This window comes from Clostridium sp., assembly GCF_034179595.1.
In the GTDB taxonomy this organism is placed as follows: domain Bacteria; phylum Bacillota; class Clostridia; order Clostridiales; family Clostridiaceae; genus Clostridium.
Genome location: NZ_JAXFPT010000022.1, coordinates 1 through 13,965 on the forward strand (window position 1 = coordinate 1; position 13,965 = coordinate 13,965).

General features: G+C 28.3%; 8 protein-coding genes, 5 tRNA genes, 2 rRNA genes and 1 other annotated feature. Of the genes, 14 read left to right on the forward strand and 1 reads right to left on the reverse strand.

What is annotated here, in order from left to right; genetic code table 11:
- The 8 genes from SPJ33_RS02610 to serS form a co-directional block, all read left to right on the forward strand.
- Nucleotides 1-357, forward strand: a 23S ribosomal RNA gene (locus tag SPJ33_RS02610); the annotation flags it as partial.
- A gap of 57 nt (nt 358-414) precedes the next feature.
- Nucleotides 415-531 (forward strand): 5S ribosomal RNA (gene rrf, locus SPJ33_RS02615).
- Between the two features lie 3 nt (nt 532-534).
- Nucleotides 535-611 (forward strand) — tRNA-Ile (locus tag SPJ33_RS02620).
- A gap of 6 nt (nt 612-617) precedes the next feature.
- Nucleotides 618-693: transfer RNA gene (locus SPJ33_RS02625), tRNA-Ala, on the forward strand.
- Nucleotides 694-826: 133 nt separating this feature from the next.
- Nucleotides 827-1,333 (forward strand): HD domain-containing protein, encoded by a 507-nt coding sequence (locus SPJ33_RS02630; protein WP_321116431.1) that lies wholly within the window; start codon nt 827-829, stop codon nt 1,331-1,333.
- Between the two features lie 51 nt (nt 1,334-1,384).
- Nucleotides 1,385-2,788, forward strand: a complete 1,404-nt coding sequence (locus tag SPJ33_RS02635) for an NAD(P)/FAD-dependent oxidoreductase (protein WP_321116432.1) — start codon at nt 1,385-1,387, stop codon at nt 2,786-2,788.
- 15 nt (nt 2,789-2,803) lie between these two features.
- On the forward strand, nt 2,804-3,037 hold the full coding sequence (locus SPJ33_RS02640; protein WP_321116433.1) for a DUF1667 domain-containing protein: 234 nt from the start codon (nt 2,804-2,806) through the stop codon (nt 3,035-3,037).
- A 66-nt stretch (nt 3,038-3,103) separates the two neighbouring features.
- Nucleotides 3,104-3,305: a binding site (T-box leader), on the forward strand.
- Nucleotides 3,306-3,361: 56 nt separating this feature from the next.
- Complete coding sequence (gene serS, locus SPJ33_RS02645) at nt 3,362-4,636, forward strand: serine--tRNA ligase (protein ID WP_321116434.1); 1,275 nt, start codon at nt 3,362-3,364, stop codon at nt 4,634-4,636.
- A 53-nt stretch (nt 4,637-4,689) separates the two neighbouring features.
- On the opposite strand, the gene SPJ33_RS02650 is transcribed toward serS, so the two are convergent.
- Nucleotides 4,690-5,502 carry an HAD family hydrolase gene (locus SPJ33_RS02650; RefSeq protein ID WP_321116435.1) on the reverse strand — a complete coding sequence of 271 codons (813 nt, stop codon included), beginning with the start codon at nt 5,500-5,502 and terminating at the stop codon, nt 4,690-4,692.
- A gap of 212 nt (nt 5,503-5,714) precedes the next feature.
- Between SPJ33_RS02650 and SPJ33_RS02655 the strand changes: the two genes are divergently transcribed.
- The 6 genes from SPJ33_RS02655 (at nt 5,715) to SPJ33_RS02680 (ending at nt 13,954) form a co-directional block, all read left to right on the forward strand.
- Nucleotides 5,715-5,805 (forward strand) — tRNA-Ser (locus tag SPJ33_RS02655).
- Between the two features lie 147 nt (nt 5,806-5,952).
- Nucleotides 5,953-6,043: transfer RNA gene (locus SPJ33_RS02660), tRNA-Ser, on the forward strand.
- Between the two features lie 27 nt (nt 6,044-6,070).
- Nucleotides 6,071-6,161: transfer RNA gene (locus SPJ33_RS02665), tRNA-Ser, on the forward strand.
- A gap of 110 nt (nt 6,162-6,271) precedes the next feature.
- Nucleotides 6,272-9,715, forward strand: a complete 3,444-nt coding sequence (addB, locus tag SPJ33_RS02670; protein WP_321116436.1) for a helicase-exonuclease AddAB subunit AddB — start codon at nt 6,272-6,274, stop codon at nt 9,713-9,715.
- A gap of 7 nt (nt 9,716-9,722) precedes the next feature.
- The gene (gene addA, locus SPJ33_RS02675) at nt 9,723-13,427 is read left to right on the forward strand and encodes a helicase-exonuclease AddAB subunit AddA (RefSeq protein WP_321116437.1); all 3,705 of its coding nucleotides are present in this window, start codon (nt 9,723-9,725) and stop codon (nt 13,425-13,427) included.
- 110 nt (nt 13,428-13,537) lie between these two features.
- Nucleotides 13,538-13,954: a GtrA family protein gene (locus SPJ33_RS02680; RefSeq protein WP_321116438.1), complete on the forward strand. Its 417-nt coding sequence runs from the start codon at nt 13,538-13,540 to the stop codon at nt 13,952-13,954.
- Nucleotides 13,955-13,965: the final 11 nt, after the last annotated feature.

Genomic DNA, 13,965 nt, shown 5'->3' on the forward strand with positions numbered 1-13,965 from the left:
GGGTTGGGCTGTTCGCCCATTAAAGCGGCACGCGAGCTGGGTTCAGAACGTCGTGAGACAGTTCGGTCCCTATCCGTCGCGGGCGTAGGAAATTTGAGAGGAGCTGTCCTTAGTACGAGAGGACCGGGATGGACTGACCTATGGTGTACCAGTTGTTTCGCCAGAAGCATAGCTGGGTAGCTAAGTCGGGAAGGGATAAACGCTGAAAGCATCTAAGCGTGAAGCCCACCTCAAGATTAGATTTCCCATAGCGTAAGCTAGTAAGATCCCTTGAAGAACACAAGGTTGATAGGTTAGGGGTGTAAGCATGGTAACATGTTCAGCTGACTAATACTAATAGATCGAGGGCTTGACCAATAAAAATATCAACAGAATTTGATGTGCAATTTTCAGAGAACAATAAATTTCTGAATATCTAGTGATGATGGCATAGAGGAAACACTCCTTCCCATTCCGAACAGGAAAGTTAAGCTCTATAACGCCGATGGTACTGCATGGGAGACTGTGTGGGAGAGTAGGAAGTTGCTAGGTAATGGATCTTTAGCTCAGTTGGTTAGAGCAACCGGCTCATAACCGGTAGGTCCGGGGTTCGAGTCCCTGAAGGTCCACCATTATTTGGGGGTATAGCTCAGTTGGGAGAGCACCTGCCTTGCACGCAGGGGGTCAAGAGTTCGAATCTCTTTATCTCCACCAAAGGTGGAAAGCTATGAACATAAGTTCATAGCTTTTTTTATTTTATAAAGATTATATTAGATTGATAAGGCTTGGTGTAGATGATATTATAAAATTAATAGAAGATATTTAAATATGATTTTGAGGAATTTATATGGTTTATAGAGTTAAACAATTTATTTGGCATTTAACTTCTAAGTGGCAAAGTATAGATAATGAATTGATAAATAAGTATTTAAGTAAAAAAGAAATAGAAGTATTTAATAAGTTAAATATATCAGAACAACAACACAGTATTAGAGTATGTAATGATGCACTAGATAAAGTTAATAATGAAAATATAAAAATAAATAAAAATAAGCTAGCTAAAGTAGCTCTTTTACATGATATTGGGAAGAGTGATAAAACATTAAATGTAATAGATAAATCTATAATAGTAATATTAGATAAACTTACTAATGGAGATCTTAGAAAATACGATAATATCAAAAAGATAGATATATATTATAATCACCCTAAAAAAGGTGTTAAAATATTAGAAGATATAAGCAAATATGATAATGAATTCTTAGAAGCAATAAGTAAGCATCATAGAAAAGATAAAATATTTGAACGCAATATATATCTTAAAATAATAAGAGAATGTGATAATAGAAATTAAAAGGGATTTTATTTATATAATAGAATTTAAGCATGGAGGTATATTAAAAGTATGGATTACGATATATTAATACTTGGTGGAGGAATAGTTGGATGTGCTGTTGCATATGAACTTTCAAAATATAATCTTAATATAGCATTAATTGAAAAGGGTTATGATGTTGCAGATGATATTGCAGTAGTAAATACTACCATTGTATATAATGGCTCAGAAACTTCTAATGAAGTTATGGCACATCTTGAAAATATAGGAAGTAAGCTTGTCAAAGAAGCTTGCGATAAATTTAAAGTTCCATATAAAAAGGTTGGCTCAATTAGGATTGCTACTAATGATGCTCAGTGTTCTAAGCTTAAGGAAATGTATTTAAATGCAAAGAATAGAGGTATAGCTGGTGTGGAATTAATTGATGCTAATGAAGTAAAAGAAATAGAGCCTAATTTAAATGTAGATGTTAAAATGGCCCTACATTCAGAAAATACAGCAATAATATCTCCTTATGATTTATCAATAGCATATGCTGAAGTTGCAGCTGATAATGGGGTTAATTTTAGATTAGAGGAAGAAGTTTTAAATATATCTAAAATGACTAAGGGATTTGATGTAATTACAAATAAAAATAAATTTAAGTGTAAAGTAGTTATAAATACTATTCCTGATGAAATATATTTTGATGGTAATGAAACTGTTGAAGAAGTGCCAGAAGAAATAATTGAAAAAAAGATGAATTATTTCTTAGCTGAAGATAAAATCAAGAATTCACTGAAAAAAATTGTTATTAATGTTATTGATGAGCAAACATTTGTTATCAGTTCCCCAATGATTAGTGGAGGTACTATGTTTGGAGTTAAAAATACAGATGTGTTAGACACTAATAAAGGAATCTATTTTAGCAAATATCTTGTACCTAGTGTAACTAAAGAAAACATTAGTGAAATGATTAGAGAAGTATATAAAAGAGATGAAATGCTTATTGATAAGAGTGAATTTAGCAACGGATATATAAGAGTTACAGGTAAGCATTATGGTAAAGCTACTATAGCACCTGCAATTGCACAAAGTATAAGAAATAATATAGCAAATGCCATTAATGCAACATTAAAGAAAAACTTTATTGATAAGAGAAGAGAATATTATAGATTTAGAGAATTAAATAAAGATGAAATAAATGAGATAATAAAATTAGATAAAAGATATGGAAATATTATATGTGCATGCAATCAAGTAAGTGAAGGTGAAATTATAGATTGTATTAGAAGACCTCTTGGTGCAAGAACAGTTGAAGGTGTTAAAAAGAGAACTAGAGCTGGATATGGTAATTGTCATGGATCTTACTGTATTAGAAAGATAGTAAGCATATTAGCAAGAGAAATGGATAAAAGTGTAACTGATATAGTTAGAAGTTCAAAAGATTCTAAGATTGTAGCAGGAAGAATAAAAGAATTTAGCGAAGTTTAGAGTGGGGGAGTATTTTTGAGTAAGAAAGATGTTTTTACTAGTGTTGTAAGAATTAAAGGCGATATAAAACATAAAGTAGTTCCTGTTAAAAGTAGCGATAAAGTTGATATAGCTTTATGGAAAGAATTCTCTAAGGTTATAGGAAGAATATATGCGAGCACACCAATTAATACAGGAGATATAATATGTAAAAATATATTAAATACAGGAATAGATATTATATGTAGTAAAAGAATAGATAATGAATAGTAAATATATTGAGTAAAATATTGACAAGGAAGCTTTAAATATAATATATTAGAGGTAATTGTATAAAGTAAACCTGTGATGAGGATAAGTAGTTTTAATTAGGTTTTAAGAGAGTCAGTGTTTGGTGTAAACTGATAACTTTAATTATTATGAATCCACCTTTGAGGGACTGTGAATACAAGCAGTACGGTGAGAATCGTTAAATTTATTAAGAGGATAAATTTTTTTATCAATTAGGGTGGCAACGCGGAGCTTATTCGTCCCTTTAGTAGGGATAATGGGCTCCTTTTTTATATGTAAAAATAAATTTTAGGAGGATATAAAATGTTAGATTTAAAAAGAATAAGAAATAATCCAGAAGAGATTAAATTAGCTTTAACTAATAGAGGAGAAGATTTTGATGTAAATGTTATTGATGAATTAGTTAAGCTTGATGAACAAAGAAGAAATATATTAAGTGAAGTTGAAATATTAAAAAGCAAGAGAAATCAAGTTTCAGCAGAAATTCCAAAACTTAAAAAGGCTGGAGAAGATGTAGCTCCAATAATGGCTGAAATGAAGGAACTTGGAAATGAAATAAAAGAGCATGACACTAATCTTGCTGAAGTAAATGAAAAAATTGATTATATTATGCTTAGAATTCCTAATATTCCAAATCCACAAGTTCCAGAAGGAGATTCTGATGCTGATAATGTTGAAATTAAAAGATGGGGAGAACCTAAATCATTTAATGGTGAACCAAAAGCTCACTGGGATCTAGGAGCAGATCTTGGTATACTTGATGCTGAAAGAGGCGGAAAAGTTGCAGGTTCAAGATTCACATTTTATAAAGGATTAGGAGCTAGACTTGAAAGAGCTGTTCTTAACTACTTTATGGATAAACATTCAGATGATCATGGATATACAGAAATATTACCTCCTTATATGGTAAATAGAAATAGTATGACTGGAACTGGTCAATTACCTAAATTTGAAGATGATGCATTTAAAGTAGAGAATAATGGATTCTTCTTAATACCAACAGCTGAAGTACCAGTAACTAATATGTATAGAGATGAAGTATTAAATGGAGAGGATCTTCCTATAAAACATGTTGCTTATTCAGCTTGTTTTAGAGCAGAAGCAGGTTCAGCAGGTAGAGATACTAGAGGACTTATAAGACAACATCAATTTAACAAAGTTGAATTAGTTAAATTCTCAAGACCAGAGGATTCATATGATGAATTAGAAAAATTAGTTAGAGATGCAGAAGAAGTATTAGAAGAATTAGGATTACCATATAGAAAAGTTAGAATCTGTAAAGGTGATTTAGGATTTACAGCTGCATTAAAATTTGATTTAGAAGTTTGGATGCCAAGTTATAACAGATATGTTGAAATTTCAAGTTGTTCAAACTTTGAAGATTTCCAAGCTAGAAGAGCTAACATTAAATTTAGAGATGGAAAGAATAAACCACAATTTGTTCACACATTAAATGGTTCAGGATTAGCTGTTGGAAGAACAGTAGCTGCTATACTTGAAAATTATCAAAATGAAGATGGTAGTGTTACAGTACCAGATGTTTTAAAGAGATATATGGGTGTAGATGTAATAAAATAGTATTATAGAAATAGCAGAGGTTTTAATTAATCTCTGCTATTATTTAAATAATCTTATAAATTTAATGATTTTAAGTAATTTGCTACTCCATCATTAAAATTTGAATCAATTACTGAGGTAGATAAGTCTTTTAATTCCTGTACAGCATTTTTTACTGCATAACACTCATCTGAAATTTCAAACATAGGAATATCATTTAAGTTATCACCAAAAGAAATTAATCTATCAAAATTAAAGGTATGCATAATCCCTTTTATGGAATTAGCCTTTGAAGATTTATCACTATATATTTCTAAGTTATAAAATCCATCATTATATACATCTTTGTAAGCAATAGCAGATATTCCGTCTATATCTTTTATTTGATTGTATATATTAAATACTATATCTTTTTTATTTAACAATAAGAAATATAGGATATTTGAGTTTTTAGGTAATTTAGAATTGATGAAAGTTTTATAAGGACTTCCTGATCTATGTTTTATAAACTTTTCTTCAACATGATTATTGATTTTATCATAATAAGCATTTATATGATTATTACAAATTGTATATGATAATGCAGAAATTTTATTTTCTGAGAATATAGATAATATTTTATCTATTGCTTCAGGTGAAATAGAATTAAATTTTATGTATTTATTCTTTTCTATATCGTATATGGCAGCACCATTCATAACAACTACAGGTAATTTTAAATCAAGATCTGATAGTATTGGAACTACAGTTGCTGGAGTTCTTGCAGTTGCAATAGAAAAGTTTAAGTTCTTATTGATAAGTTCTTTTAATGTAGATTTAGTATAATCAGAAAGTTTAGCATTATTATTTAGTAAAGTTCCATCTAAATCTGAAATATATAAGTTCATAAAGTTCCTCCTATTTAGTTAAAACATAAATTTCCAATAATTATAATATAAATAATTATATTATTCAATTGAAATGTTATTAGTAAAGGATATATAACATAAGAAATAATATATTATATATAAATAAAAATTAGATAAGTTTTTTAAAAAAAATTTTAAAAAATAGTTGACATAAGTAAAATATGATATTATAATAAATTTGTATTTCGCATGGAGAGATGGTCGAGTTGGTTTAAGGCACCGGTCTTGAAAACCGGCGTACCTTCACGGGTACCGTGGGTTCGAATCCCACTCTCTCCGCCAGAGAGTAAAGTCTGTTCATAAGAACAGACTTTTTTGTTTATAAAATAAATTTTCAATATTTCTGTTATGGAAAAAAATAAAAAAAATTTCTAAAAAAGTGTTGACACTATATTATCTTGTTGCTATAATAATAAATGTCTTTGATACGGAGAGATGGTCGAGTTGGTTTAAGGCACCGGTCTTGAAAACCGGCGTACCTTCACGGGTACCGTGGGTTCGAATCCCACTCTCTCCGCCACATATATTTTAAATATAGAAGGCATTTGGAGAATTACTCAAGTGGCTGAAGAGGCGCCCCTGCTAAGGGCGTAGGTCGGGCAACCGGCGCCCGGGTTCAAATCCCGGATTCTCCGCCATAAAGCATCTAACAAAAGTTAGATGCTTTTTTTGTGTATCAAAATATATTATTAGATAAATGGAATTAGGATATAATTAAAATATATAAATTGTAATTAGGAGTTTAATTATGGGAATTAGATTTATTTATGGGAGAGCAGGAACTGGAAAAAGTAGATTTTGCTTAGAGCAAATTAAGAAAAAATTAGATAATCAAAAACAAAATAAATTAATATTATTAGTTCCAGAACAATATACCTTTCAGACAGAAAATAAGCTTTTGCAAATTGCAGGAGAAAAGGCACTTTTAAGAACACAAGTCTTAAGTTTTAAGAGTATGGCTCAAAGAGTATTTGATGAATGTGGTGGAAGAGTTCATCAGAATATGAAAGATGAAGGAAAGAGCATGTTAATTTATAAGTTACTTCAAGAAAAATCTGAGGAGCTTGAATATTTTAATAAGATTTCTAGACAACAAGGATTCATTGATATAGTATCTAAAACTATTACTGAATTTAAGAAATATAATATTTCTCAAGAAGTATTACTAGATGGAGCTAAAAATACTGAAGATGAAGAATTAAAAGAAAAGCTTATAGATTTAGCTAATATTTATAATGAGTATAACAAGAGGATAGAAAGCAATGTGATAGATGGAGATGATGAACTTACTATATTAGCCAAAAAGCTTAAGAGTTGTAATATTTATGAGGGTTCAGAGATTTGGATTGATGAATTTACAACATTTACTCCACAACAACTTGAAGTAATAAAAGAATTAGCATTTAGTGCAAGCAAGATTAATATAACTTTATGCATGGATGAGCCAAGCAATAAAGATTTAGAAGTAACTGATATATTTAATGTATTAAAAAATACAGAAAATAAGATAATTAAGCTTATGCAAGAAAATAATATAAGTTATTTAGGAAATATAAACTTAAATAAGGGATATCCTTATAGATTCAAGGATAGTGATGAACTTAAACATATTGAAAAGAATTTCTTTACTTACCCTTTTAATGTATACAAGGGAAAGAATAAAGATATAAGGTTATATAAAGCCAATAATAGCTATGATGAAGTAGATATGATAGCTAAAGATATTGTTAGATTAGTAAGAGATAAAGGATATAGATATAAAGATATAGCAGTAGTTTGTAGAGATATAGGTTCTTATGAAAAAATAACTTCTGTACTATTTAATCAGTATGATATTCCATATTTCTTGGATAAAAAGATAGAAATTTTGAATAATCCATTAGTTATATTGATAATATCAGCATTTGAAATTCTTATACAGAATTGGTCATATGAGAGTGTATTTAAATACTTAAAAAGTGGACTTATAAAAATAGAAAGAAATTATATTGATATTCTTGAAAACTATATATTAGCTAATGGATTAAAGGGATATAGATGGACTACAGAAGAAGTTAATGATGGATATTTTGAGAGTGAAGATGTTTATGAAAATCAAGATGAATTATTAATAAAAGAAATAATGGAAGAGGTAAGAGAACCTTTAATGAATTTTCATAAAAAAATAAAAGATAATAAGTCTGTTAGAGAGATTTGTACTGCTATATATGAATTAATGATAGATCTAGATGTCTTTAAAACTATAGAAGGGTGGATTGAAGGTTTTAGAGAAGAAGGCTTAGAAGCAAAGGTTACTGAATATGAGCAAGTGCCATCAATGGTTATAGAAATATTAGATCAAGCTGTAGATGTAATTGGGAATGAAAAAATATCACCTAAAGAATTTTATAAGGTTTTAAATGCTGGTTTTGAAAGCAAGGAAATAGGAGTAATACCAGTTGCTTTAGATCAAGTTAATATAGGTGATATCGCAAGAATTAAAGGAAGAGAAGTAAAAGCATTATATATTATTGGAGTTAATGATGGAATATTACCTGCAGCAAGCAAAGATGAAGGTATACTATCAGATAGAGATAGAGATATATTAAAATATATGGGAATAGAGCTTGCATCAACAACTAAAACAAGAGCATTTGAAGAACAGTACATGGTATATACTGCACTTACTATACCAAGTAAATATCTAATGGTTACTTATCCTATGGCAGATTTTGAAGGTAAATCTCTTAGACCATCAATTATAATACCTAGATTAAAAAGAATTCTTAGCAATTTAAAAGAAGAAAGTGATATATTTAATTTCCCTCAAAAATATGATGAATTTAATAAGATAACAACTCCAATACCAACTTTTAATGAACTTATATTAGCACTTAGAAAACAAGCTGATAAGGAAGAGGTTGATGATTATTGGAGAGAAGTATTCAGTTGGTATATGAAGCATGAAGGGTTCGAAGATAAAACTAGAACAATATTTAAAGGGATAGACTACTCAAATACTGGAGAGCAAATATCAAGAGAGAAAATTAAAGAGTTATATGAAAATGATAATGGTAATTTAAGTTTTAGTGTTTCAAGACTTGAAAAGTATGCAGAGTGTCCATTTTCATATTTTATTCAATATGGATTAAAGGCTAAAGATAGAAAGATTTATGAATTTTCTGCACCAGACCTTGGAACATTTATGCATGAAATATTAGATAAGTTTACTAATAAGGTAAAAGAAGAGAATATACAATGGTCAGAATTAAACAGAGAAAAATGCAAAGAGATAGTTGGAAATTTAGTTGATTTAAAACTTAAAGAAGATTCTAATTCAATACTTAATAGTACAAAAAGATATAAGTATTTTACTGATAGATTTAAAAGAGTTATCACAAGATCAGTATCAATTATTACAGAACAAATGAAAAGAGGAGAATTTGAAGTATTTAAAAATGAATTTGAATTTGGATCAGTAGATGGTGGAGAGCCAATAAAACTTGACTTACCTACTGGAGAAAGAATTTATTTAACAGGTAGAATAGATAGAATAGATACTTTAAATATGGATGGAAATACTTATCTTAGAATAATAGATTATAAATCAGGAAATAAGAAATTTGATTTGACGGAATTATATTATGGAATACAAATTCAATTATTAGTTTATTTAGATGCGCTTCTTAGAAATTCAGAATATATTTTAAATTCAGGAGCTATTCCAGGTGCAATACTTTATTTTAAGATTGATGACCCTATAATAAAAGGAAATAAGGAATTAAGTGATGAAGAAGTTCAGGAAGAAATTTTAGAAAAATTAAAAATGAATGGGCTTTTATTAAAAGATGCTAAATTAGTAAAATCAATGGATAATACTATGCAAACATACTCTCTTATAATTCCTGCTAGTTTCAAAAAGGATGGGGACTTTTCATCAAGGAGTTCTGTTGCAACAGAAGAGCAATTTAATATATTAAGAGAATATGTAAACATGAAGATGATAGAGCTTTGTACTGATATGTTAAGTGGACAAATCAAGATAGAACCAATTAAGAATAATAAAAAAGCATATTGTGATTATTGCGATTATTCAGCTATATGTCAGTTTGATACTAGTATAAAAGATAATAAGTATAAACTAGTTTTAAATAAAAGTAATGATGAGATGTGGGAAAAGATTGAAAACCACGTTAAAGGAAAGGAGAAATAATATAGTTATGGGAGATACAAAATGGACAGATGAACAGTTAGAAGCTATAAATACAAGAAAATGCAATCTTTTAGTAGCAGCAGCTGCAGGATCAGGTAAAACTGCTGTATTAGTTGAAAGAATAATAAAGATTGTAACAGACATTGAGAATCCTGTAGATATAGATAAACTTCTAGTAGTTACATTTACAAATGCTGCAGCTTCAGAAATGAGAGAAAGAATAGCCGCAGCTATAACAAAAGAACTTGAAAAAAATCCTAGCTCTAAAAATCTTCAAAAGCAATTGACGCTTTTAAGTAGAGCAAATATAACAACTATCCATTCATTTTGTTTAGATGTTATAAAGAATAACTTCCATACTATAGATTTAGATCCTGCATTTAGAATTGGTGATGAAACTGAGGGTACTTTATTAAAAAATGAGATTATAGATGAGTTATTTGAAGATTTATATGAAAATGATGATAAAGAATTTTTTAATTTAGTTGAAGCTTATTCAGGAAGTAAAGATGATAAAAAATTAAAAGAAATTATATTAGATTTATATAGGTTTTCAATGAGTGGCCCTTGGCCTGAAAAATGGCTTAGAGAAAAAGCTGAAGCATTTAATATTAACTCTTTAAATGAATTAGACAATACTATATGGGTAAAAGTATTAAAAAGTGATATAGAGATGGAAATTGATAGCTTTATAAATATGTATCATAAAGCTATTGATATAATATCAGATACTGAAGGAATAGAAGCTTATTTAGATGTATTTAATGATGAATTATCATCACTTATTAATCTAAAAGAAAATTTAGATAAAGGGCTTAAAAATATTTATGATTCATTATCTAAAGTATCGTTTGGAAGGCTTAAAGCTATAAGAAAAAATAATGTAAGTGATGCAGAAGCACAGGAGCTAGTTAAGAATATAAGAGAAGAAGTAAAGAAAAAAATAGGGAAACTAAAAGATGAAGTGTTTTTTATGACTCCAGAAGAGTCATTAGAAGGAATAAAAAATTCATATCCATTTATAAAAAAACTTGCAGAGATAACATTAGATTTCTCTGATAGATTTAGCAAAAGTAAGAGAGAAAGAAATATGCTTGATTTTAATGACTTGGAGCATTTATGTTTAAAAATTCTTATGAATCAAGAAGAGGATAATATATCTCCTTCTAAAATAGCTAAAAACTTTAGAGAATTCTTTGATGAAGTATTAGTAGATGAATATCAAGATTCAAATAATGTTCAAGAGGCTATTATAAATCTTGTTTCAAGAAAAAATACTGAAAATCCAAATGTATTTATGGTTGGAGATGTTAAACAAAGCATCTATAGATTTAGGCAGGCAAAACCTGAATTATTTTTAGAAAAATACAATTCTTACTCTAGAAAAGAAGGAGAAGAAAATAGGGTTATACAACTTTATAAAAATTTTAGAAGTAGAAGAGAAGTTATAGATGGAGTTAACTTTATATTTAAGGAAGTTATGTCTAGTAGTGTTGGTGAACTTGAATATACTGATGAAGAAGCACTAAATTTAGGGGCAGATTTTAAAGAGGTAAAAGAAGAGAACTGTTATGCAGGCGGACCTATTGAAGTTAATATATTTGATAAAAATGATGTAAGTAGTGATATAGAAGATGATGAAGATATAAATTCAATAAATTTAGAAGCAAGAATAGTAGCTAAAAGAATTAATGAACTTATGTCAGAGCAAAATGAAAATAAGTTTAGGGTTTTAGATAAAGAAACAGGAGAATATAGACCACTTAAATATAAGGATATAGTAATACTTTTAAGAGCAACTAAAGATTGGTCGGAAGTATTTTTAGATGAATTAGGATTAGAAGGAATACCTGTATATGCAGATACAGGTACTGGATATTTTGAATCAATAGAAATTAGAACTATAATGGCGCTTCTTAAAGTTATAGATAATCCACTTCAAGATGTTCCTATGATTGCAGTATTGAAATCTCCTTTTATGGGATTTACAGCTGAAGAACTTAGTGATATTAGAATGATAGATAAAGAGAAATATTTTTATGAAAATATAGTTGATATTTCAAATGGCGAAAAGGTTATTAGTGAGGAACTTAAAAAGAAATGTGATAAATTAGTTTTAGATTTAGATAAATGGAGAAATAAAGCGTTATACATGCCAATAGATGAATTTATTTGGTATTTATATATGGATACTTCTTATTATGGATATGTTGGTGCGATGCCAAATGGAGTATTAAGACAGGCAAATTTAAAGATATTATTCCAAAGAGCAAAACAATATGAACAAACTAGTTTTAAGGGATTATTTAATTTTATAAATTTCATAAATAAGCTTAGAAAATCATCGGGAGATATGGGAAGTGCAAAAATACTAGGAGAAAATGAAGATGTAGTTAGAATTATGAGTATTCATAAAAGTAAGGGGCTAGAATTTCCAGTTGTATTTTTAGCTGGAGCTGGAAAACAGTTTAACTTAATGGATTTAAATAATTCAATTCTTCATCATGATGATTTAGGATTTGGACCAGATTTTGTTGATTTGGGAAAAAGAATTAGTTATTCAACTCTGCCTAAGGAAGCTATTAAAAAGAAGATAAAACTAGAAACTTTATCAGAAGAAATGAGAATATTATATGTTGCATTTACTAGAGCAAAAGAAAAGTTAATTATAACTGGAGCTACTCGTGATATAGATAAAACTATTCAAAGATGGATTCAATCTGCAAGCATAGAACAAAATAGAATATCTCCATCAGAAGTATTTAAGGGAAAAAGCTATTTAGATTGGATTGGAATGGCACTTTGTCAGCATCAAGATAGCGAAATTATTAGAGAAAAAGTTGGAACAACTAATCAAATAAGTAAAAAAGATTTATCCACATGGAATATTAAAATGTGGGATAAAAGTGATTTATTTGTGGAAAAACAGTTGAAAGTTGTGGATGAAATCTCTATTGATAGTGACTTATTTATTAATTGCAAAGAAAAAACTATAGATAAAGAAATAGAAAGACGACTTGGATATAAATATAAATTTAAAGATGCAACAACTATAAAAAGCAATTTTTCTGTTTCAGATTTAAAGAAATCTAGTTATGAAGAAGTAGAATATACTGGTGAAAAGCTATTTAAAGATGAAATTACTCTAAAACCAAGATTTCTTCAAGAAGAAAAAGGATTGTCTGGTGCAGAAAAAGGTACAGCTATGCACTTTGTAATGCAAAAGATAGATTATGAAAAATTAGGATCATTAAATGATATAAAATTACAACTTGAAGACATGGTTAAAAATGAACTTTTAACTAAAGATGAATTTAAAGCTATTAATCCATTTAAAGTACTTAATTTCTTTAAAAGTGATATAGGAAAAAGAGTAATAAAAGTATATGAAAATGGTGGAGTAATACGTAGAGAATTACCATTTTATACGAGTATAAGTGTTAAAGATATAAAAGATAATATAGAAGATGAATCAGGAAATGAAAATGTAAGACTTCAAGGTATAATAGATCTTTTCTTTGAGGAAAATGGAGAGATAGTTCTTGTAGATTATAAAACTGATTATGTTAAAGAAAATATAGAAGAGGAAATGAACAAAAAATATAAAATACAAATGGATTATTATACTAAAGCATTAGAAAAGATGACTGGTAAAGTAGTAAGTAAGAGATATTTATATTTATTTTATATAGAAAAAGCTATTGAAATATAAATTAAGCTGTAAGGTACGCATATTAAAGTGTGTGCCTTATTTTGCTAATACAATACATAGAAATTTATGGTATTATATTTAGGTAAAAATAATTTAGGAGGTAATTTATTATGGAGAAGATACTTAACATATATAATCAGTTTAAAGAACAGATACTATATATAGTTTTTGGTGTATTAACTACTGCTATAAATATTATTGCTTTTTTTGCTTGTTCAAGATTAATAAACTTAGGATTAATCCCAAGTAATATAATAGCATGGATACTATCAGTTTTATTTGCATTTATAACTAATAAAATATATGTATTTAACAGTAAAAATTATAGTTTTTCTATAGTATTAAGAGAGCTTATTGATTTTACTGTAGCTAGAGGTGCTACTGGAATTTTAGACTTATTACTAATGTATCTTTTTGTTTCAGTAATTGGAATAGAAGATATGATAAGTAAAATTGTAATAAACATAATAGTTATAATATTAAATTATATATTAAGTAAACTGTACGTATTTAAAAACAAGAAATAAAATAATTTTAT